The organism is Thioalkalivibrio denitrificans (assembly GCF_002000365.1).
Taxonomy (GTDB): Bacteria; Pseudomonadota; Gammaproteobacteria; order Ectothiorhodospirales; family Ectothiorhodospiraceae; genus Thioalkalivibrio_A; species Thioalkalivibrio_A denitrificans.
The window spans coordinates 1-21,761 of sequence record NZ_MVBK01000038.1 but is presented as its reverse complement, the minus strand read 5'-3'; the positions used below and the strand labels follow the sequence as shown (position 1 = coordinate 21,761).

The window sequence follows — 21,761 nt, the reverse complement described above, 5'->3', positions numbered from 1 at the left end:
CCAGCGCTCCGACTCCAGTTTGCGCGCTCACGGCTGCGGTCCCGCTAGGGCGCGACCGCAAAGGCAGGGTCTGTCTCGGCACCCTGCCGCGGCCGCCACTCCAGGGAGTAATAGCGGCCGCGGTCGCGCGCCCAGGGGTCGAAGGCATTCACAACGTCGCGAAGCTCGTCCTCGAGTTCCGGGACGGTGCGCAGCAGCACCCGCTTCATCGGCGAGACCTCCTGTTCGTGACCGTCCGGACCAACCGCTTCCATGACCTTCCCATCAGGCCCGTTGTCATTGACCCAGGCGATCCCGAAATGAGTGTAGAACTCGGGCCGGAAGCTGGAGGTGAAGAAACGATCACTGAAAAGCCGGCGCGACGCGTTGAGGATGAAAACGGTGAACTGGGTCTCCGAGATGGCGAACCCGTGCGGCCGGGTCGATTCCGCAAGCCAGCCCACGACCGTGTCCACATCCTCGACGTTGTCCACGAGCGTGCCGTCAGGGTGGCCGAGGCAGTCCGTGACCGGGCGTCCGTTGAGACGCTGGACGGCGGTGATCACCTTGGAATCGTCACAACGGTGCTGGCCGTAGATATCGCGCAGCTTCACCACCAACTGTTCCTGGCGCTGCCGTTCAGGGGAATCCGCGGGCAGCCGCCGGTCGACAAAGTCGTCGAAGCTGGTCAGGCTCTTCAGGCCGTACTGGCGGCGAAACTCGTTGAAACGCGGAACACCCCGCTCCCGATCACGGATCAGATCGAGGGCGGCTACGTCGATCTGCCGGGTCTCGCTGTCCAGGCGAGGCATCGGCAGGTTCTGCAGGAAGTTCGGATGGTTCTGCAGCGTCAGTGCCCCCAGCCGCTGCCGGCCCAGGGTCACGCCCCAGTCGCCGAGCCCCCCGGATTGGATGGCCGGCGTCGCCTGCGCACGGATCGTGGAGATCACCGGAACCTGTTTCCGGATCGCATTGGGATCGTCCCAGCTCCTATATTCCAGCAGGTCCGGAACCAAGGGGTGCAGGCGGTAGACCGTGACGAACTCTTCCGGGAAATTGAACGGGGAACCGAAGTGATTGATGCCGCCGTTCACGTGCTCAGGGTTGCGCAGGTCCCAGATATCCTGGCCGCGCCCGCTCCGACTCAGCAGATGCGGACGGTCGGCGTAGCGCTCGCTGCCCAGCCCGAAGATCCCCGAGCCGGACGCAAGGACCGACCACCACGTGGTGTGATCGTCCTCGTGGATTGAGGGACCGAGCCGATCGACCACGATCCTCTCGAGGAGCCGCGACAATCGGTCCTTGTCATGGAACACTCCGTTCCAGTTGGAGTTCATGCCGATGTGGAGGACCTCGTCGTAGAGCAACTGCGTGGTCCACTCGATGGTGTGGATCTTGGCGATTCCCGCGGCCACGACCAGCCGGGCGACCTCGAACAGTTCGTCGGGTGTCACGTCCCGGTAGCGGATGACCCGGTCCGGATCGGCTGGATTGCGCAATCCGGAATCGGCGTCCGGATTGCGCTGCGCATGGCGGCGGAAACCGTCGACGAACAGGTTGTGCTCGCGAGCGAAAACGTTGTGCAGGAAACTCAGTCCGATGGACCAGTTGTCCGGAAACGCCACAGCCTCCTGACCCTCCCAAGTGGGATGGATCGGGTCACCCGGCTCGAAGACCGGTAAATACCCCTGGGCCGCACCGGACCCGGAGGCATCCCCTCGCCTCACCATCAGCAGCCGCGCGGGGTCGTCCGGATCGCGCTTGACCCGCTGCAGCGAGGTCTCGCTGTAGCCATAGATCTGGGACGCATCCCACCAGGCGGTGTTCGTGTTGCGGGTCGTGCGGTGCGCGCGCGCCATCCGGCCCTCGCCGACGGCGTGGAATTGCGGCGCGGGTTCGATGTCGTGGTACAGCGTACGATCGGCGCGGTCGCCCGGCCGGCATCCCAGGGCAGCAATCTCGGCGGCCGACAGTGGCCGCTCCACCCCGTTGTCCAGCCGGCTCCTGCAGCCCACGTCGATCATCTCGGCGCTGTTGCGCCCCTCGTCCAGGTGTGAAAACCAGTCATGGGTCATGAACTGGATCCAGTAGGCCGCCAACACGTTGAAAAAGGGCGCCTTGATGTAGTCACATTCAGCCGGCACTCCTGCAGAACTCGAGCCGAGCCCCTGATTGCATGCCTCGGGATTGGACTGCTGCCGCGTGAACAACGTGCGGCTGATGAGTTGCGGGTCGGGCCGAAGCAGACCGATTCGGTCCCCGTGCCGGTTGCGGACGAGTTCGGTCGTTCCCAGCTCGGGGAAGGTCTCCTCGAACTGCACATTCCGCGCGAACAACGTGTTGGTGGAACCCATCAGCGGGTTGCGCAGGTCGTTGCAGATCCCCGTGAGGGTGCGGTGGCGCATCAGTTCGCCGGTGCACAACTGCTCGCCGGCGCCGCCAACGGCCTCATAGTCGGGATGATCCGGCGGCAACCGCATGGCCGCCCACTGCCGGACCGAACGCCCCGGGATCGCATTTTGCCCAAGGACATAGTTGGGATAGGTGTAGTTGTCGAACAGGTTGAACTTGATCAGCTCGATGCGCTGGTACTCGAGATCGATCAGGGCCCCGTCGATGCCGCGTTGCTGGCGTGACAGACGGTTGATTGGAAGCAGCCGAAAGTCCGAAAGAGACCGCTCGTCCCCGGATCCCCAGTAACTTGACCAGTCGACCCACGGTGTATCCCTCTGGGCCAGTGCTGCGGTGCCGCCTCGGCAGCGGGCCGTGAACTCCTGAACCTTGCCGAGGAAACGGTCGGAGGGTTCATCAGCTACGGGACGCAACCCGGTACGTCCGAGTTGATAACAGGCGGTAAGGGAATGTACTTCCTCGCGAAGATCCGGCCAGGCCACCACCAACAGCGCGGGGATACCCATGACACCCGCCGCGATCAGCGCGGTGCCGAGAAGCCATGCTTTCCTTGTCATCGTAGGCCCCTCCAACCGGAGCGGCTAAAGACCACCACTGCCGATCAGCAAGAAGATACGTCCTGTCACGACGCCTTATAGTACACGGCGAACAACACCGCAATAGCGAGACAAGGGGACGTAGCACTTTCTTTGAACCGGTGCCGAAACTCCCCAGCCGTAAGGCTCGTCAGAAGGCAAACCAGGGATACTGTGCCCGGATTTCCGAAAGTTTTGGATACCTGAATGCTTCCCTCACGATGCAATGCGCTACCCTTTGAAAAAGGAGCAGCGGAAGGTCGACGCGATGGGCGATGCACACATCAAGATCGTCGTGGAGTGTCATGCCGGTTATCGGGGTGAAGAGGAGCCCCGGGCGCTGCGCATCGGCGAACGGCGCACCGTTGTGGAGGAAATCCTCGACCGCTGGCTTGCCCCGGACCACAGGTACTTCAAACTGCGTTGTGACGACGGCGGCGTCTACCTGCTGCGTCACGACAACGCCTCTCATCCACCTGAGCTGCTGCCGGCCATGGGAAACTGGGGGCAGTCTCTGAGGTTTTCCCACGAATAGTCGCCGCGGGAGCGGGGGCGCGAGTGTGTGTGCCCGCAGATTCGCTTGGAGCGCCAGAAATCGCAGATCTAAGGCCTGATGTCACTCAACTACCAGGCACTTTTCCAGCTAACCACGCGGTTTCCGTGGTCCGATCCCGTCATTCTCTACTTCACCCCTCTTTCGTTTTAATCCCTCCGTCCCCTTTTTTCCCCTTTTTTCCGTCCCCTCTTTTCCCCGACCCCGTTGCCCCTGAGCGTGGCCCGGCGCCCTGCAAGTCAGCATATCTGTCATCCTTTCCCTCGTTTTACGACATTTTCTTGAACCCTCTCGAAAATCACCACGACTCACTTCATGAGAACACCAGAATCAACCAACAACACTGGAGAGCATTCTCATGAACATTGCAAAACTGATCCCTGCCATTCTTGTTGCTGCGATGGGTTTTACCGGGCCGGCCATGGCCAACTGTGCCGACGATGCAATTGACGTCTGCAATGCCAAGCATCCTGATCCGGATAAAAACTACGGGGCCTATGAACTGTGCATCAAAGCGCAACTGGGGCAGAAGTGCCCGAAAAGTACCGGCCCGGGCGCTGCGTCAAACCAGCTCCTGGCCCCGCCGCAAAGACCCACTCTGCCCACGCCGGTCGTTCGAGAGCTTGTTCCTCAGCAGCCCGAGGCTTCGCGCACCGGACGCTAAGGAGGAGAAGAATAAAGGGGACGGAGGGATTAAAGGTTAATCCCTCCGTCCCCTTTATTCCTCCTTTCTAAATTCCCTCAGTCCCCTTTGATCCACAAAATTCCCTCCGTCCCCTTTAATCCCTACAAAATTCCCTCCGTCCCCTTTAATCCCTAAATTCCCTCCGTCCCCTTTAATCCGTCCGTCCCCTTTACTAGATGGATGAACAGTTGTCGCGCCTCAAAAAAGTGTACATTCCTCCTATACTCGGAGACGGTCGGCAACGGGCACACCTGCGGCGGAGAAGAGACACAATGATTGTGAAGGTGCTAATTGCGTTATGCGCGCTCGTCCTTACATTCGTTTCCTTCTTCGGAAACGCCATTGATCGCAAGGGGCGCGGGGCTCTGTATAGACGCATTAGGGTTCCTGGTTACATTGGTATCTTCGCCGCAACTGGCGCGTTCGTTCTTGTTGGACTGGACGAACTAAATCAGCAAGGGAAAGAAGCTGTCCTAAATTCAAGAATACAGTCACTGGACTATGAGCTCTCACAGTCAAACAAAACACTGGCTGAGGCGCGTGAGGATGTTGAGAAATCTGTAATCGAGCTAGTCCGCTTGAGGAGGTATATTGATCTGCTTGATCGATCTAGTCGCGGGCAGCTTTCAAGAATTGCGTATGTCGAAATTCCTTTGGCAAGTCTACCCACCGTCGACACACCTCTGTACCAGCTTGATGGTCGGCCTATTCGGCCATTATCTGGTGATGAGATAAAATGGGGTGTGTATTGTCGGGGTGTCCTGTCCGATGGAGCCCTTTTTCCACCAACAGTTCGCCAAGGCCAGTACTTCGGGGCGTTAATTGCGAATGCTTATAAGTTCTATCTCGATGATCGCGTAGGGCGTTGGGTATTTGCCGGGACAAGGGAAACTGGTGGACAACTAATTTATCAAAGACCTTATGGATCGGACAGTTGGCTCTACGAGACCCTACGCGATTCGCAGTGTTTGTTAAGCATTGAGGTTTCCCGGGAATTCAATGCAATCCAGCTGGAAATCTTAGGCAGTGCTGGGTACAAGGAGATATTCACGGGAGACCCACGAGATAGCATCTTGTGTCAAACTTTTGAGCGGCTGCATCGAGGCAGGAGCTGTGATGAACTCTTGTCCAGATGATTCGTTGGGCAATTCCGTTTTATCTTGCCACGGGAGTTTCAGTACAGCATCGACGTGTGGAGAGAAGTCATGATATCTCGGAAAAAGATGCTTGCTCTGTTCTATGCAATTGGCGCATTGTCAGGAGTCATCCTTGTCGTTTTGGGTTACCTCTCCGTAAAAGTGCACGATATCGGACGAATCGCATCTGCAGATTACGCCCACTGCGAAGCCAATGCTGAGAGCATTCGACGTCTTTTCGCCCTGATTGAGACGCAACGGATCGAGGTGGGGGAACCATCACGATCAAGCTCTGAGTTAAGAGGCGACTATCGGTACTATAGGGAGGTCTACAGGGCCAAGTCGGAGTACTTTGATGCGCGCAGAACCCTGCGTATGGCTGACGATCTAAAGAGGGCGGTCGATGACGCATTCGATGAGTTTCAGGTCCTTCTGCACGAGGGTGAAGTACCTATTCCGACAAGGTTTCAAGGAAAGACAAGAGGCGAGGCTTGGGAGGAGACTCTCATTCGGAATGGTTTCCCGAAAACTTATCGGGAGCGGGCGGATATTGCTAAGTACCTTGCGTTACGCGGGTTAGGCCGGGTTGATATCATAGAAGCGCCATGGGCAGATAAGGACGTCATTCAACTTAAAATACACTCACTTGAGGCCTTTCAGGAGAAAGCGATTGCACGTAACCAAAGGTCGCTTGAGTCACTTCGACGGCTGGGGTCCGATTTGCCGGATGAAATGATTGCTGAAATAGATGCCAAAGATGCATTAGCCAAAGCAAGATTTGATGTTGATTTGGCGTGGCAAGAGAAGATCATCTGGAACCAGAGAAGATTGACAGATTTCGTGATACGCGAATCGGCGGTAGGCCTGATAGGGGAAAAGTGTAGGCTTCATGTTATGGTTTGTGGTAGAAGTACAGTCGCTCTTCCGAAGGAATGCGGTGACAGTGACTTGGCCCCGGTTTCGATATCAGGTCCTGGGGTTAGCTCTCTCCGATGGTAACCAGTTCGGACTTGGAGTCTTCTGGCAGACTTTGACTAGGGAGCCTTTGACGAAGTGTCATGGAGGATCTGGGCAGTGCGCATCAAAGACGACATATCATTTCCGCGGTCAGTTGGTGTCCGCATTTGCCGGTCTCTTTACCGATCCCGATCTATTCACGACCGGCAATCCTTCCCATTTCTAACAGTCTCCCCAACTGATGAGTGCCGTGCGGACATACTCCGGGCCGTTGTCGAAGTGGGCCGCCAACAGCTCACCGCGCCATTAGATGACTTGACCCAGGGCCCGGATCACCGACGACGAGCGAGACACCCCTCATCCCACAGACATCGGTAGGACACCCGTCTTCCTATGGATGTTCGGCGAAACCGTTGACGCACTTGTTCAATTCGCTGATGAGGCGATGTACATGGCAATGCGCGCGGGCCGCGACCGGACGGTCGTTGACGATGGTGAAGCAGGAGATGGAGACTAACCCGGGACAGGGGACTAACCGAGACCAACCAGGAACAGACCACGATTACCATCGATACTCCCATAGTCGTGGTGGAACCAGTGGTCCGCCCCGGGGAATATAGTTCTACTCAGCAAGCATGGTAACGCCCCACGTTATTACCAAGAGAACAACCATAATGGCAACTAGGCACCCACATCCCATACGGATGGTCTCTCCGAAGGAATTCCCGCCCGCCAGAGCACCGAGAATGACGATGATTACTAGTAGGATCAGCCATTCCATATCTGATTTCTAAAGAAATTCAGTTATCGCATTACCAAGCCGGATATAGGATCAGGATCCACAGGCCGGCAAGGCCAGGGAAACCGTGGTCTGTCCCCGGTATCGTATTGTGAAAATCCCTCCGTCCCCTTTATTCCCCCCGGTATCGTATTGTGAAAATCCCTCCGTCCCCTTTATTCCCGTCCCCTTTATTCCCGTCCTCGCAACTAGACCGCGGATGATCTGGCGGGATGTAGTGACCTGCAGGATTAAGCGTAACCAGAGCTATCTGCACTGGGCCGTTGAGCACGTCTTTCGAGACACTAAGAAAACGCCAGCCGAGTGTATGCCCGAGACGGTAATACTCCGCGTTAATTTCTTGGACGTACGCGTCGAAGGTCGACGTAGACTCAGCCATATTTATCTGGACCTCTAACGCTTGAGCTCAGCGGCGTTTGACGCGCGGGCCATTTTGCGGCAGCAAAATGGGCTGAGGGTCAAACGTCCGCTGCAGCGATTTGTTGGGCGACAACGGCACTACGCCTCACTCAAACTGCACAGGAACAGAATGCCGTCCTCCACGCGCCTCTTAATGCTGAAAAGTTGAGGCAAAGTGAAGGTGCCCGACGATCCGTGCGTTCCATCGTTGAACACGCGGAAGAGCTCTACGATGTTAGAAATATCGTTTTCGACGAACTCTTCCAAGGCGTCGTTTTCTACGCTACGCCGACCAAGCATGAAATGTATTTTGCTCCGGCGCGTTGGCGTGCCTTGAGGAGTGAGGTCGCAGTTCGGGATCGCCACACGTACTTGCTGATCGGGCGCAGAAGTATCTAGAACTCGCGTGAATATCTCCCGAGCGCTGGTGCAAAAGTGGCGAGCGGCATCGGGATTTCGCGGATTTAGAGAAAACAAAGCTCCAAGCCACCGATTGTGAAGATCTTCCTCAACCTTCCGCAGCTCGTCCGCTATCTTCGTACTTGCGAGATCATCTTCCGACTCGTCTCCGGCGCCTTGGTACTCATTGTCGAGCAGCGCAGAAGTGGTTTCAAGGCTGTTGGCGTTCTCACGCTCGGACAGTGCAAAAATACTATCTACCGAATCCGTCGCTTCATATTTTGATCGGGCCTCAAGGCGTGTATACGACTCATGAAGCGTCTGAGTTGAGGATCGGTATGCCGGATAGCGAGTAACTTGCTGAGACTGAAACCGGGATAAAGCTGCGTTGATCCTGGCGCGGTTCTGGCGCACACGGGTGTTGTGTGCGCGAACCTCCTGGTTGTACTTGTTGATGGCGCGATTGGTGTCTGCTGCCGCACGCTTCACGTTCTGGTTGTACTGACGTACCGCCTGATTGTATTTGTTTACGGCCTGACGCCGCTTGTTCTCAAGTTGCCTGAACTTGCTTCGCAGCTGCGAGATGTTTATGCGCTTTGCCATGGTTCAATCTTACGCCTCCCGCTTCTTGTCGCCCAACAGTCATTTCGGCGACGGCGGCCGTAATAGCAATAGTACCGCTGCAACGTAATGCAATAATCAGTGCTGCGTCTTAGCATCCCCGCGGATTCCAGCTTTTCCCGGCAGGACGCCCGCGTTTTCGACAAGGAGGTGTCACTTGCCTAACACTTTTCCCCGCCCTTCTGACCCCGTAACCAGGTTCTTCGACAAGTACGTGCTTCTTCTGGAGAAAAACGGTATTCCGGGTCGCCAGTCAATTCCGGGGACAGTATACCCATTTCTCAGAAGCCCACTGTCATGGCAGGATAAGCGGAAATCACAAGGAGGTGAGCTATGGCCAGGATAGGTCGTGTTGTCATTCCCGGATATCCGCATCATGTGACCCAACGAGGCAATCGCCGGCAGAAGGTCTTTTTCTCCGAGGCAGACTATCTCCATTACACCGACCTTATGGCAGAGTTTGCCGAAGCAACCCAAACGGAGATTTGGGCCTACTGTCTCATGCCCAACCACGTCCATCTCGTGATGGTTCCACAACATGAGGACGGCTTGCGCGCTGCTCTTGGCGAGGTGCATCGCCGTTATACCCGCCGCATCAACTTTCGCAATGGATGGCGGGGACATCTTTGGCAGGAGCGCTTTCACTCATTTGTCATGGATGAACAGTATCTGCTTGCGACGGTTCGCTACGTCGAGCTCAACCCGGTGAAGGCCAGGCTTTGTCGGCAGCCTGCCGACTGGCGCTGGTCGAGTGCGTTGGCCCATATGGAAGGTCAGGATGACCGCCTGGTCAAGGTACGGCCGATGCTCGACAGAATCAGCGACTGGTCGGCCTATCTATCGAATGAGCGGATTGAAGACCATGAGCAGATCGAGCGACATACCCGCACCGGAAGACCGCTCGGTAGTGCAGCCTTTGTCGAACACCTCGAAACTCTTACCGGACAGTCATTGGCGCCGAAACGCCCCGGGCGTAAGGCTCGTCTGAATGCGAAATAGGTATACTGTCCCCGGATACCCCGTGACCTGGGAAAGGTGACTTAAAATACCTCCGTCCCCTTATCTCCAAATACCTCCGCCCCCTTATCTCCTCTTATCTCCTGCCATCCCCTCCCGCTAGGTGGCTCGGCATGTGACGCCGCCATCCACCGTGATCGACTGGCCGGTGATGTTGTGGCTCGTCACGAGGAAGACCACGGCGCGCCCCATGTCCTCGGGCGTCTGGTCGCGGCCGAGCGGGATCACGCTGTCGATTACCGAACGGTACTGCTCGGGGTCGGGAGTCAGCACCTTCGACCACATGGGCGTGTTCACGATGCCTGGGCAGATCGCGTTGACGGTGACGTCGAAGGGCGCGAGTTCCAGTGCCAAGGCCCGAGTGAGGCCGATCACGCCATGCTTGGAGGCACAGTAATGGGCGAGCCCGCCGGCGCCGCCGAAACTCGCGATTGACCCGTTGTTGACGATTGCACCCGCGCTCGCCTTCAGATGCGGGATGGCGGCGCGACAGCAGAGGAACATCCCCTTCAGATTCACGCCGAGGACCTCGTCCCATTCGTGATCGGTCATGCTCTCCACTGGACAGACGCGGACGATCCCGGCGTTGTTCACCAGCACGTCGAGCCGCCCGAAAATCTCGATCGTGCGTTCGACCATCGCATTCACCTGCGCCGGGTTGCTCACGTCACAGTTCACCGCCAGTGCCTTCCGCCCGAGTGCCTCGATCTCCTCGACAAGCGGTTGCGCCCGGCCCGCTTCCTTCACCACGACCGATCCATCCCCGTCGCGCGCTACCTGTAGAACGACGTCGCTGCCAGCGTCCGCCAGCTCGCGCGCGATCCCCCTGCCTATCACGCCGCGCGCTCCGGTGACGATCGACACGGCTCCTTCGAGTGACGTTCGGTTCTTCATGAAGTTACCTCTGCGTCTCGGCCCATTGAGAAACTGAAGTCCTCTTCGCGGCGGTCCGTGTGTCGCTCGTCGCTCTGAAAGAAAACCCGATCAACGGCCCCACCGCGGATGATCAATGGGTTAGGGTTAATGGGGTCGGACTGAACCTGCCCATTCACTGGATAGTAGGCGCCCTCTCCACAACTCTCCACAATCGGGCAAAAAGGTGACAGATCCATTTGTGCATCGCAGAAATAGATCTGTCACCTTTTCCCCTTTATTCATTCTCCCGAACTGACCTCTTGAAAGATCACGGCTGGGACAGTCAGCTGCGCTGATGTTCAATACCCGAGGGCCTTGTTTCCCCGGGCAAAGCGAACGGCCCAAGGGGCCCACGTCGCCTCATCAAGCGATCTACAAACACCACAAGCACCACAAGCGCAATGGCTCCCATCCACCAATCCTCCCGCAAGTGCTCAATCCCGTACCTGTCGTAATAATCCGCACCCAGCACAAGTACATCATGCAGGTGCCAGAACCACACGATCAGGTTGTACAACGCGTGCGCCAGAATCGGTGCCCATAGGGTTTGGGTCTTCAAATACAACACGGCCATGCCAAATCCCATTACAGCGGCCGCAAGCGGATCTGGATGTACGGCCCCGAACAGGACTGAACTGACCAGCACCCCGGCCCAAAGCCCCAATTTTTGCGCCAGGCGGTGGAGCAGATAGCCGCGAAAAAGCATCTCCTCGATCAGTGGTGCCAGCACAACAAGGGAGACGAGGCTCAGCAAATTCGCCCAGACCGGGATACTGCCATCTGAAGAGACGTAGATAAGCGGGTAAAGGGACCAGTCCAGCCACCACTCAACGAACTCCGGGAGCACATACGTGACGGGAATGATGAAGAGGACATTGAGCACCGAGGCGGCAGCAAAGGTCATAACAACCACAAGCAGTGTGCCAGCAATGTCCTTCGACTCTAAGCCACGGCCGAGAATCCTCTTCGGATCAAGACGAACCCAGTACGCCGCAAGGATTATGAACAGCGCCATCGTGCCTTGCATGTAGTAGATGGCAGCGAGTTCGAACAGGTACCACTCGCCGTCGACCCACATGATCGCAAACTCGTATCGCCCAGGCGCCCAGTACCACAGCACCAGGATCGCAATGAGGCAGTAGCGAATTTGAGGGAGGCGTGATGAACCTTCTGATTGCATAGTCACATCCCTGTGATCAGGACGAATAAACCAGGCTAAGATGGAAAGGTAACAAATCTATCGTTGCGCTGCAGAAACAGATCTGTCACCTACTGGGCTCGAGAAATTACGAGACTTGTACAACCCGCCGTAATCACCTGGCCGTGGCTTGGGAAAGGGGACTTAAAATCCCTCCGTCCCCTTTTTCTCTGCTAACCCGGTTTTCCTTATGCCTGGAGTTTTAGGTAAGCACGCACACCACACCAAGCGCCGAGACCGGCGAAGAACGGTATCGCCCAAAAGTATAGAAACGGGCCCTGGATGGACGAGTACAGTGTTCCGCCGATGGCATATGCCATCAGTACCAGGGCTCCAGTATCGAACGACAGCAATGGCTGATCATAACGGTATGGTGGAGTGCACAGACTTGGCCGGATCAGAGGCTCACCCATGCGGCCAGTAGAGGCGAGCAACCCAGTCAACAGCAGTACGCCGGCGGCACCAAATAGAAAAATTACCGAAACGAACGCAAGGGATGGTGGGGACAAGTAGTCTTCATGGAACGGCGGCTGGAACAGGGGTGCCCCAATGCCACTGAGCAGGACAATTAGTAACTTTGTGCATGGACGCAGATTTGTTGCCACCGTCAATCCCGTCGTCGGATCTTAGACGTTTCTGGTAGTTCGCCCAGCAGCCCGAGCCTGTGCCTTGAGGTGAAGGCCGCCGATTCTCTTGGAGCGCCCGTTTTGGGCCAGAAACTGCGACTCTAAGCCCTGCTTTCACGCCACTTCCAAGCATTTCTTACGGCTAATCTTGCAGTTGCCACGGCCCGACCCCGTCATCGCTGCTTGGGAAAGGTGACTTAAAATCCCTCCGTCCCCTTTATACTGATTCCGGCATTATCGTAGCCGAGGACAACCACCAATCGAGCGAGGCTAGGGATGGCCAGACCACTGTGAATCGAAGGCGCGGAAAAGGTGACGGCAGAAAAGTGACAGATCTATTTGTGCACCGCAAAAATAGATCTGTCACCTTTTCTCCTTGACACTGAGTTCGTTCGAAAACCGCGTAGACAGCAAGAAAAGCTTTGGAACCATATCTCGAAGTTGAAGGTTGTACTCATCCCACGACTCCGTCGGATGCGCATAGGGCTTCAGTGCGCGAGTTCCTCCAAAAAGACTGGTTGCTTCAATAGGATAGTAAGGTTCCGGCTTAATTGAAAACGGTAGCGATGCTGAAAGTATTGACATTGATAGGGTGAAATGTGACGCGTCGCAAGGATTTGCCAATATGAGATCGTCTCCCATTTCTTTCCAGTCATCCGATGCATCGAATAATGACGCAAGCATCGACGGGTGTGCGGCCAGCCCGACACCATTTCTCAGTTCCCTTATCGCCTCTTCGTAACCACCAAGCCAGGAATGACCTGATGCCAGAAACTCGCTAGATAGAAATCGTTCGGACTTTGATCTAGAAAGATACTTATGCCAGAACTCATTCGCCTTGTCTCTAGATGATGACTCTGAGAAGTCCTTGAAAGCCTCCGCATCCACCCTTAAACGAACCCAGAGGACTGCATTCTCATATAGGAGTCGGAGTTGAAGTCTTGCATTTGTATCAAGACCAAAAGTGCATTGCAGCCGAATTGAGGCGAGCGTTCTCATCTGCCGTACGGCAAGTCGATAATAGGAAAGCGCAACTTTCGGACTATTCGGAATTGCTGATGCGAAATACCACGATATCAATCTTAGGAGAGCGACTTGCTCATCCACGAGCGCATAAAGTGATGCCATTCTTGTAGTTGTAATTTCGCGCGAAAACTCGGCGGATACTTGTTCTCCAACAGTACGTGACGGGATATGGAACCCTGAACGCTGATATAACAATCGGATCGCGTTGACCGCGTGGCGATAGGAAAGATACTCAGCCATAGGTGGGCATCAGAAAGTGTGTGGCATAATGTTTCGCTTAACCGACGCGGACACTAAAATTGCCTGGCTTGGCCAGCCCAAAAGTTATCCCGCGTCCGGTGGAAGCTTTTGTTAGAAAAGGCATGGCTAGAGACCGATAGCAAGGACAGCCGATAGAATTCCGAGGCCCAAGGAAATCAATGCGATTTTTGATGCGATGCGGTATCCAGGATCAGGGTGCGAAAGAGCTATATGGGGCATTGATAACAGGCCTGCTGGTTCTATCTCAAGAGTCAGATTGGGTGATGTCTTTTCTTTATAGTCATCAAGATATAACCACGCTCCCCAATCAATACAGATTTCTCCGACTCCGGAATTCGGTGAGCCTTCAAGAAAAGCTACCATCGTTAGAGTTCTATAACAGTATTTTCTACCGCGAGATATCTTGAACCATGTGCCATAGGACCGTCTTCGTATGTCCTTTTCCGCAATCCAGCGATGGGATATTGCAAACCATCCAGGTGACATCGTCTGGGCTGCTGGATGGTCTTTCGCTGAGATTCTAGTGAAATCTGCTTTGATCATGATTTTTCTCTAACCAGATTTCTGCTGCAAGAATGTTATGTTGTAACATGGCGCTTTCGTCGTATAACCTTCACCCGCCATGACAACCCATTGACTCTCAAAGGAACCGAGCGCACAAACACTGCGCCTTCCTTCAGAAATAAACCCGCGCCCCCTTCCTGCCCCTCTCTTTAAGACTTGAGACGAGATCGGACGCAACGGGTGCCCGCACCGACTCCCTCTCCTCCCTCCGCCACCGCGCCCTCAACCCATTCAACCTTACCTGCTCCTCCAGGTCACAGAACCACACCGCCTCCGACCGCCGCATCGCTGCCCAGTGCACGACCGAAAGCCCGAACACCAGGCAAGCGGTTACGGCGACGGTGCCCGGCAGGCCGATCTGCCATTGCCACAGGCCGACGGCAATGCTCGTGAGGAATGCGATGAACGATGCGAATCCGGCGGCGATGGTGATGATGCAGATGGCGAAGCGCTGCAGCAGGTTCATGGATTGCGACGCCGGCGCCCAGCGGGCGATGAGCATGGCCAGGGCGTAGAGGGCGAAGGCCGTGAGGATGGCGGCGAGGAGGAAATCGGCCGTTATGAAGTAACTTCCTTTCATGTCGTTCGCCCTCCGTGAGATAGGCAAACGGGCCGGATGGTCTGGCGGGACCGGCCGGGGGCTAAAGGCGGCTCCTTTGCCTGAATGTTGGTGATGGTCCTGCATCACGAGGTGACAACGAGTGCCGCTGTCGGGCTGAAGCCCGACCTACAACAGCATGAACTTGGAGGGGGAAGGGGTGCGAGAAACACGAAGGGGCGTCCCGGCGGGACGCCCCTTCAACTTTATCGACTCAACTATCACCATATCCTTGGCCATTCTGTTTCTCGAATTCTCGCTCAGTCTTCCCCCAAGCGACCGCAGGCCGCCGGCCCCCTTGCGGGCGGGCGGCCGTTCAACCGGACATGCTGCATCAACTGTTGCTTCCGTTCGTCCCATACCGTGCTCCTGCGGCCCCCTCTCCAGCCCTCCCCCGTGATGCGAGGGAGGGAGCGGGGAGGTGGCGTTGCTCCTCTTTGCTCCTCCGCGGCTCCCTGCCTTCTTAGGGAGCATGGTGGAGGCTCACTGTGCCGGCGGGCCCCCACCCCGGCCCTCCCCCGCACGCGGGGGAGGGGGATTGATGGATGGCCCCTGCCCGGCCCCGGCCCCCTCCTCAACCCTGCCTCGCTCGCCGGGTAGGAAGATAGGGTCCGCCTCCCGTCCCGTCCCCGTTCCGTCGCGACTGGCGGCCGGATCGCGGGGACGGGACGACGTGGGTGATCAGTCCCAGCTCAGTGCACCTCCTGTCTGGTATTCGGTGACGCGCGTTTCAAAGAAGTTCTTCTCCTTTTTGAGGTCCAGCACCTCGCTCATCCAGGGGAAGGGGTTGTCCGCACCGGGATAGAGTTCGCTCAGGCCGATCTGGGCGCAGCGGCGGTTGGCGATGAAGTGCAGGTATTCCTCGAACATGGGGGCGTTGAGGCCGAGCACGCCGCGGGGCATGGTGTCGCGGGCGTACTGGGCTTCGAGTTCCACGGCGTCGTGGATCATGTCGGACATCTCCTGCTTGAACGCCGGCGTCCAGAGGTGCGGGTTCTCCAGCTTGATCTGGTTGATGACGTCGATGCCGAAGTTCATGTGCATGGACTCGTCGCGCAGGATGTACTGGAACTGCTCGGCGACGCCGGTCATCTTGTTGCGCCGGCCCATGGAGAGGATCTGCACGAAGCCCACGTAGAAGAAGATGCCCTCGAAGATGACGTAGAAGGCGATCAGCTCGCGCAGCAGCTTCTGGTCGTTCTCGGGGGTGCCGGTGTGAAAGTCGGGATCGGCGAGGTAGCGCGTGAACGGCAGCGCCCACTCGGCTTTGCGGGCCACGGCGGGCACCTCGCGGTACATGTTGAAGATCTCGCCTTCGTCCAGACCGAGGGATTCCACGCAGTACTGGTAGGCGTGGGTGTGCAGGGCCTCCTCGAAGGCCTGGCGCAGCAGGTACTGGCGGCATTCGGGGTTGGTGATGTGGCGGTAGACGGCCAGCACCAGGTTGTTGGCCACCAGGGAATCGGCGGTGGAGAAGAAGCCCAAGTTGCGTTTGACGATGGTGCGCTCGTCCTCGGTCAGACCGTTGGGGTCCTTCCACAGGGCGATGTCGGCATTCATGTTGATTTCCTGGGGCATCCAGTGGTTGGCGCAGCCGTCCAGGTATTTCTGCCAGGCCCACTGGTACTTGAAGGGCACCAGCTGGTTCAGGTCGGCCCGGCAGTTGATGATCTTCTTGTCGTCCACGCGGATGCGCTCGGCACCCAGCTCGATGTCTTCGAGGCCGGTGTTGCCGGTGCCTTCGGGTTCCACATCCAGGGCCGCGTCGGGATCGGGGTTCACGCTCGGCGCGGCGCCGGCGGTGGTCATGAGGGATTCGTTGTCCTGGAAGCCCATGCCCGGGCGGACGGCGGGTTCCTGGGCCTTCTTTCCGGTGACGGCGGCGATCGGGTCGTCCCATTGAAGCATGTGTTATCCCCTTCTCTTGTTCGGTTATGGCTTTGGTGGATTCAGACGCAGGCGCGGCCAGGTGGCCAGTCTCAGGCGGCCGGGGGTGGGGCGAACCACCCTCACCCCGACCCTCTCCCTGAGGGAGAGGGGGTTTAAACCTTGAGACTTGCCACTTGCCACTTGCCACTGCCTCATTGGCACGCCTCGCATTCGGGATCCAGAATCGAGCAAACCTTTGGAGCCTCCGCGGCCTCCCCTTCCTTCACTGCATTGAGCTTGTTCGCGCGGCTGGCGTCGGCCACGGTGCTCTTCTCCACGTGGGTGGCGCCCATGGAGCGCAGGTAGTAGGTGGTCTTCAGGCCGCGTATCCAGGCGAGCTTGTAGAGGGTGTCCAGCTTCTTGCCGGAGGGCTCGGCCATGTAGAGGTTCAGGCTCTGGGCCTGGTCGATCCACTTCTGGCGACGCGAGGCGGCCTCCACCAGCCAGCGGGCGTCGAGCTCAAACGCCGTGGCATAGAGCTGCTTGAGATCATCGGGCACCCGGTCGATGGGCTGCACGGAGCCGTCGTAGTACTTGAGGTCGTTGACCATGACCTCGTCCCACAGCTTGCGGGCCTTGAGGTCGTTCACCAGGTGCGGGTTGATCACGGTGAACTCGCCGGAGAGGTTCGATTTCACGAACAGGTTCTGGTAGGTGGGCTCGATGGACTGGCTCACGCCGCAGATGTTGGAAATCGTCGCGGTCGGCGCGATGGCCATGGTGTTGGAGTTGCGCATGCCCACGGTGCGCACCCGGTCGCGCAGGCTGTCCCAGTCGAATGTAACGGAGGTGTCCTGCTGCAGGTACTGACCGCGGGCCTTCGCCAGCCGGTCGATGGAGTCGATGGGCAGGATGCCCTGGCTCCACAGGCTGCCCTCGAAGCTCTGGTAGCGGCCGCGCTCCTCGGCGAGATCCGTGGAGGCCTTGATGGCGTAGTAGGACACCGCCTCCATGGAGCGGTCGGCGAACTCCACGGCGTCTTCCGAGGCGTAGGGGATGCGCTGCTGATACAGCGCATCCTGGAAGCCCATGATGCCGAGCCCCACCGGGCGGTGGCGCAGGTTGGAGCGCCGCGCCTGGGGCACGGAGTAGTAGTTGTAGTCGATGACGTTGTCCAGCATGCGCAGGGCGGTGCTGACGGTGTGCTCGAGCTTGTCCAGGTTAAAGCCGTTCTCGTCCACGTGCGCGGCCAGGTTCACGGAGCCCAGGTTGCACACGGCGATCTCGTCGTCCGAGGTGTTGAGCGTGATCTCGGTGCAGAGGTTGGAGCTGTGCACCACGCCGATGTGCTGCTGCGGGCTGCGCAGGTTGCAGGGGTCCTTGAAGGTCATCCAGGGATGGCCGGTCTCGAACAGCATGGCGAGCATCTTGCGCCACAGGTCCACGGCCTTGAGCTTCTTGAAGACCTTGATCTCGCCCCGGGCAGCCTTCTCCTCGTACTCGACATAGCGCTGCTCGAAGGCCTCGCCGACGAGATCGTGCAGGTCCGGCACCTCGTTGGGGGTGAACAGCGTCCACTCGCCCTCTTCCGCCACGCGCTTCATGAACAGATCGGGGATCCAGTTGGCGCTGTTCATGTCGTGGGTGCGGCGGCGGTCGTCGCCGGTGTTCTTGCGCAGCTCGATGAACTCCTCCACGTCGATGTGCCAGGTCTCGAGATAGGCGCACACGGCGCCCTTTCTCTTTCCTCCCTGATTGACCGCTACCGCGGTGTCGTTGGCCACCTTCAGGAACGGCACCACGCCCTGGGATTTGCCGTTGGTACCCTTGATGTGGGCGCCCATGCCTCGCACGCGGGTCCAGTCGTTGCCCAGACCGCCGGCAAACTTGGAGAGCAGCGCGTTGTCCTTGATGGCGCTGAAGATGCCGTCCAGGTCGTCGGGCACCGAGGTGAGGTAGCAGCTGGAGAGCTGCGGGCGCAGGGTGCCGGAGTTGAACAGCGTCGGCGTGGAGCTCATGAAGTCGAAGGAGCTGAGCAGGTTGTAGAACTCGATGGCCCGCCCTTCCCGGTCGATCTCGTGGATGGCGAGCCCCATGGCCACGCGCATGAAGAAGGCCTGGGGCAGCTCGAAGCGCGTGCCGCCGGAGTGGATGAAGTAGCGGTCGTAGAGGGTCTGCAGACCGAGATAGGTGAACTGCAGGTCGCGCTCGGGCTTGAGCGCCGCGCCCAGCCTGTCCAGGTCGTAGCGGGTCAGTTCGCCATCCAGCAGTTCCAGCTCGGCGCCGCGCTTGACGTAGGCCTTGAAGTACTCGGCATAGCGCTCAGCCATTTCCGCCTGGGTGGCCTCCTGGGGAATGCCGGCGAGAAAGCTCAGCGCCTCGCGGCGCACGGTGTCCATGAGCAGGCGGGCGGTGACCTGGGAGTAGTTGGGCTCCTTCTCGATGAGCACCCGGGCACTCATCACCAGCGCGGTGCCCACGTCCTTCTCGGCGACGCCGTCGAACAGGTTGCGGCGGGCCTCGTTGAGGATCAGCTGACCGTCCACGTGGTCGAGCCCGGCGCAGGCCTCGGCCACCACGGCGGCCAGACGCGCCTCGTCCAGGGGCGCGCGGGTGCCGTCGGCGCGGGTGACGTGGATCACGGGGGCCTCGGCCTGCTTCCCGGGCTTCTTCGCCGCGGCCTCGGCGGCGCGCTTCTGGGCCTGCTGGTCGCGGTAAAGCACGTAGGCGCGCGCCACCTTGTGGTGACCGCCGCGCATCAGGGCCAGCTCCACCTGGTCCTGAATGTCCTCGATATGCACGGTGACGGAAGAGCCGCCGGTGCGGCGGAAGAGGTTCTCGCATACCTGGGCGGTCAGCTCGTCCACGATGTCGTGGATGCGGCGGCTGGCGGCGGCGTTGCCGCCCTCCACGGCCAGGAAGGCCTTGGTGATGGCCACCTTGATCTTGGCCTCATCGAAGGCGGTGACCTTGCCGTTGCGTCGGATCACATGGTGCTGGCCCGGGGCCGTGGCCGCCAGCTCGGCGGCCGGTACTGCGGATTCGGGGGCGGCGCCTGCGGCTGCCGGCCTGGACTGTTCTTCGACGCTGACTTCCGTATGCATAAGTGTCTGGCCTCGCGGTTGGCAGGTGTTGGGGGATGGGGAAAAAGCCGGGGTCTTGTGGTGCCCCTCAGGCCTCAAAACACTATAGGACGGGGTTCCGAAAACCGTCAAGCACAATATCTTGTGTGTAAGGAGGTGCACACCATGGGGACAGGCTGTGGATAAGCTGCGCGGAAACGGTGCACGAAATCGGGAACCCGCGTCCTGCCTTGCTCCTGGCGAGGGGGGGCCTGACGGGGCTGACCGGTGATCAAATCTTCGGGGGGCCGAGGATAAAAAACTTTCATGGTTTTGGGTGGGGGAAAGCAGACCGCGAAGGCCGCGAAGGGAATATTCATTGAGGACCCGTGGGGAGTTGGGGGTGCCGCTCCGGGGCGACGGGTCGTTGTGGATGGGTCTGTGCCCTGGTGAGGAAAAGATCGGATCTCTCGCGAAGGCGCGAAGCCCGCGAAGAACCCATTCAAGTATCTTGAAAGGCCTTCCTTCGCGAGCTTCGCGTCTTGGCGAGAGTCCCGAGCAGAAGTCACCGAAAGCCGCCGGGGCCGGGGTGCCCCAGGGGAATCGGGACGGAAGGGGCAGTCGGACCTCCAAACCACCCTCACCCTGGCCCTCTCCCTGATGGAGAGGGGAAAACACGGGGGTTCGGGAGGGGGTTTCAGCTACGAAGTGCTTTGCGCACCTTTGCGCCTTCGCGTCTTTGCGTCGCGGTCAACACCATCACCGACAGCCACAAACGCCGGGGTCCGCCGCACTCACTCCAACCACGGCACATTCGCACTTCCCAATTCCCACTTCCCACTTCCCACTTCAATCAAGTGCCACATCCAGCACCATCATCACGATAAACCCCACCAACACCCCCAGGGTGGCATGGCCCTCGTGACCTTTGCGGTGGGACTCGGGGATGATCTCGTGGCTGATCACGAACAGCATGGCCCCGGCGGCGAAGGCGAGGCCGATGGGCAGCAGGGGTTCGGCCAGGGTCACCACGCTGGCGCCGAACAGGCCGCCCACGGGCTGCACCAGGCCGGTGAGCAGGGCCACGCCCAAGGCGGTCCAGCGCGAATATCCGAGGGTCAGCATGGCCACGGCCACCACCAGGCCTTCCGGCATGTTCTGCAGGCCGATGCCAATGGTGAGCGCCACGCCGGCGGCCAGGTCGCCGGTACCGAAGCCCACGCCCACGGCGAGGCCCTCGGGGAAGTTGTGCAGGGCGATGGCGAACACGAACAACCAGATTCGGCGCACCTTCTCGGGGTTCGCACCGCTCTGGGGGCCGGAGACGAAGTGTTCGTGGGGCACGAAGCGATGCAGGGCGAGGATGAACAGGCCGCCGACGCCGATGCCCACACCCACCAGCAATGCCGCGGCCAACGTGTTGCCGCCGGTGTAGACCTCGGCCGCGTCGACCCCTGGCAGCACCAGGGAGAACGCGGTGGCGGCCAGCATCACGCCGGCGCCGAAACCCATCAGGGAGTCCTCCACCTTGCGCCGGATGCGCGACAGGAACAGGACGGGTAACGCACCCACCGCGGTGAACAGGCCCGCGACGAAACTCGCCAGCAGGCCGAGCTGGATGGTGCCCATGTCCGCCAGGCGTGCCTGCAGCGCGGCCCAGTTGTCCACCACGAAGTAGATGATGATCAGGGAGACGATGAGCGCCAGCAGCGGCAGCGCCCAGCTGCGCAGCGAGTGGTCGTCGTCGGCCTGGGGGTTGGACATGGTCGCTCCTTGCTGTTGATCGGAACAGTGTAGCGCGGCGATCAATGGCCATGAGAGCGACCCTGGCGAGCGGGTGGTATTGATCGGATGCGGTGGCAGGGTTTGGGATTCAAACCACCCTCACCCTGGCCCTCTCCCTGAGGGAGAGGGGATTTTCTGTCCTGGCTGTTGGGGGAGACCTTCAGCCTTGAAGTACTTTGCGCACCTTTGCGTCTTTGCGTCTTTGCGTCGCGGTTCTGAACGATCAACCACGTGTACTCGCTGCGCCTGTCCCGCCAGAGTGGAGAGAACCACCCTCACCCTGGCCCTCTCCCTGAGGGAGAGGGGATTTTCTGTCCTGGCTGTT

At 58.9% G+C, this 21,761-nt stretch carries 15 protein-coding genes; 5 read left to right on the top strand and 10 right to left on the bottom strand.

Going from position 1 to position 21,761, the window contains the following annotated elements; all coding sequences use genetic code 11:
• Nucleotides 1–44 precede the first annotated feature (44 nt).
• Nucleotides 45–2,948 carry a peroxidase family protein gene (locus B1C78_RS06610; protein WP_217698013.1) on the bottom strand — a complete coding sequence of 968 codons (2,904 nt, stop codon included), beginning with the start codon at nt 2,946–2,948 and terminating at the stop codon, nt 45–47.
• Nucleotides 2,949–3,234: 286 nt separating this feature from the next.
• On the opposite strand from B1C78_RS06610, the gene B1C78_RS06605 reads away from it, so the two are divergent.
• The 4 genes from B1C78_RS06605 (at nt 3,235) to B1C78_RS06600 (ending at nt 6,339) form a co-directional block, all read left to right on the top strand.
• Nucleotides 3,235–3,501 carry a hypothetical protein gene (locus B1C78_RS06605; protein ID WP_077278399.1) on the top strand — a complete coding sequence of 89 codons (267 nt, stop codon included), beginning with the start codon at nt 3,235–3,237 and terminating at the stop codon, nt 3,499–3,501.
• A gap of 376 nt (nt 3,502–3,877) precedes the next feature.
• Nucleotides 3,878–4,183 (top strand): hypothetical protein, encoded by a 306-nt coding sequence (locus B1C78_RS17355; RefSeq protein WP_139349830.1) that lies wholly within the window; start codon nt 3,878–3,880, stop codon nt 4,181–4,183.
• A gap of 293 nt (nt 4,184–4,476) precedes the next feature.
• Nucleotides 4,477–5,340: a hypothetical protein gene (locus B1C78_RS17350; protein WP_139349829.1), complete on the top strand. Its 864-nt coding sequence runs from the start codon at nt 4,477–4,479 to the stop codon at nt 5,338–5,340.
• Between the two features lie 69 nt (nt 5,341–5,409).
• Entirely contained in the window at nt 5,410–6,339 is a 930-nt protein-coding gene (locus tag B1C78_RS06600; protein WP_139349828.1) for a hypothetical protein, read from the top strand.
• Nucleotides 6,340–7,594: 1,255 nt separating this feature from the next.
• On the opposite strand, the gene B1C78_RS06595 is transcribed toward B1C78_RS06600, so the two are convergent.
• Complete coding sequence (locus B1C78_RS06595) at nt 7,595–8,497, bottom strand: pPIWI-associating nuclease domain-containing protein (protein ID WP_077278365.1); 903 nt, start codon at nt 8,495–8,497, stop codon at nt 7,595–7,597.
• 351 nt (nt 8,498–8,848) lie between these two features.
• Here B1C78_RS06595 and B1C78_RS06590 point away from each other — a divergent pair, with 351 nt between their 5' ends.
• Entirely contained in the window at nt 8,849–9,514 is a 666-nt protein-coding gene (locus B1C78_RS06590) for an REP-associated tyrosine transposase (protein WP_077278364.1), read from the top strand.
• Between the two features lie 117 nt (nt 9,515–9,631).
• Here the strand turns inward: B1C78_RS06590 and B1C78_RS06585 are convergent, their stop codons facing one another.
• The 8 genes from B1C78_RS06585 to B1C78_RS06560 form a co-directional block, all read right to left on the bottom strand.
• On the bottom strand, nt 9,632–10,426 hold the full coding sequence (locus B1C78_RS06585) for an SDR family NAD(P)-dependent oxidoreductase (RefSeq protein ID WP_077278363.1): 795 nt from the start codon (nt 10,424–10,426) through the stop codon (nt 9,632–9,634).
• A gap of 304 nt (nt 10,427–10,730) precedes the next feature.
• Nucleotides 10,731–11,627: a CPBP family intramembrane glutamic endopeptidase gene (locus B1C78_RS06580; RefSeq protein ID WP_077278362.1), complete on the bottom strand. Its 897-nt coding sequence runs from the start codon at nt 11,625–11,627 to the stop codon at nt 10,731–10,733.
• A gap of 1,007 nt (nt 11,628–12,634) precedes the next feature.
• The gene (locus B1C78_RS17345; protein WP_139349827.1) at nt 12,635–13,537 is read right to left on the bottom strand and encodes a hypothetical protein; all 903 of its coding nucleotides are present in this window, start codon (nt 13,535–13,537) and stop codon (nt 12,635–12,637) included.
• Nucleotides 13,538–13,663: 126 nt separating this feature from the next.
• On the bottom strand, nt 13,664–14,101 hold the full coding sequence (locus tag B1C78_RS17745; protein WP_217698012.1) for a hypothetical protein: 438 nt from the start codon (nt 14,099–14,101) through the stop codon (nt 13,664–13,666).
• Nucleotides 14,102–14,234: 133 nt separating this feature from the next.
• Nucleotides 14,235–14,702, bottom strand: a complete 468-nt coding sequence (locus B1C78_RS06575) for a hypothetical protein (protein ID WP_077278361.1) — start codon at nt 14,700–14,702, stop codon at nt 14,235–14,237.
• A gap of 699 nt (nt 14,703–15,401) precedes the next feature.
• Nucleotides 15,402–16,628, bottom strand: coding sequence for a ribonucleotide-diphosphate reductase subunit beta (locus B1C78_RS06570; RefSeq protein WP_077278360.1), 1,227 nt, complete (start codon nt 16,626–16,628; stop codon nt 15,402–15,404).
• Nucleotides 16,629–16,801: 173 nt separating this feature from the next.
• Nucleotides 16,802–19,693, bottom strand: a complete 2,892-nt coding sequence (locus B1C78_RS06565) for a ribonucleoside-diphosphate reductase subunit alpha (RefSeq protein WP_077278359.1) — start codon at nt 19,691–19,693, stop codon at nt 16,802–16,804.
• Nucleotides 19,694–20,500: 807 nt separating this feature from the next.
• Nucleotides 20,501–21,415 carry a ZIP family metal transporter gene (locus B1C78_RS06560; protein ID WP_077278358.1) on the bottom strand — a complete coding sequence of 305 codons (915 nt, stop codon included), beginning with the start codon at nt 21,413–21,415 and terminating at the stop codon, nt 20,501–20,503.
• Between the last annotated feature and the right edge of the window lie 346 nt (nt 21,416–21,761).

Bases quoted from the DNA above. Each gene is read 5' to 3' on its own strand.
- B1C78_RS06560 (WP_077278358.1), bottom strand. From the start codon at position 21,415: ATGTCCAACCCCCAGGCCGACGACGACCACTCGCTGCGCAGCTGGGCG.
- B1C78_RS06580 (WP_077278362.1), bottom strand. From the start codon at position 11,627: ATGCAATCAGAAGGTTCATCACGCCTCCCTCAAATTCGCTACTGCCTC.
- B1C78_RS17350 (WP_139349829.1), top strand. From the start codon at position 4,477: ATGATTGTGAAGGTGCTAATTGCGTTATGCGCGCTCGTCCTTACATTC.
- B1C78_RS06585 (WP_077278363.1), bottom strand. From the start codon at position 10,426: ATGAAGAACCGAACGTCACTCGAAGGAGCCGTGTCGATCGTCACCGGA.
- B1C78_RS06610 (WP_217698013.1), bottom strand. From the start codon at position 2,948: ATGACAAGGAAAGCATGGCTTCTCGGCACCGCGCTGATCGCGGCGGGT.
- B1C78_RS06575 (WP_077278361.1), bottom strand. From the start codon at position 14,702: ATGAAAGGAAGTTACTTCATAACGGCCGATTTCCTCCTCGCCGCCATC.
- B1C78_RS06565 (WP_077278359.1), bottom strand. From the start codon at position 19,693: ATGCATACGGAAGTCAGCGTCGAAGAACAGTCCAGGCCGGCAGCCGCA.
- B1C78_RS06595 (WP_077278365.1), bottom strand. From the start codon at position 8,497: ATGGCAAAGCGCATAAACATCTCGCAGCTGCGAAGCAAGTTCAGGCAA.
- B1C78_RS17745 (WP_217698012.1), bottom strand. From the start codon at position 14,101: ATGATCAAAGCAGATTTCACTAGAATCTCAGCGAAAGACCATCCAGCA.
- B1C78_RS06590 (WP_077278364.1), top strand. From the start codon at position 8,849: ATGGCCAGGATAGGTCGTGTTGTCATTCCCGGATATCCGCATCATGTG.
- B1C78_RS06570 (WP_077278360.1), bottom strand. From the start codon at position 16,628: ATGCTTCAATGGGACGACCCGATCGCCGCCGTCACCGGAAAGAAGGCC.
- B1C78_RS06605 (WP_077278399.1), top strand. From the start codon at position 3,235: ATGGGCGATGCACACATCAAGATCGTCGTGGAGTGTCATGCCGGTTAT.
- B1C78_RS17355 (WP_139349830.1), top strand. From the start codon at position 3,878: ATGAACATTGCAAAACTGATCCCTGCCATTCTTGTTGCTGCGATGGGT.
- B1C78_RS17345 (WP_139349827.1), bottom strand. From the start codon at position 13,537: ATGGCTGAGTATCTTTCCTATCGCCACGCGGTCAACGCGATCCGATTG.
- B1C78_RS06600 (WP_139349828.1), top strand. From the start codon at position 5,410: ATGATATCTCGGAAAAAGATGCTTGCTCTGTTCTATGCAATTGGCGCA.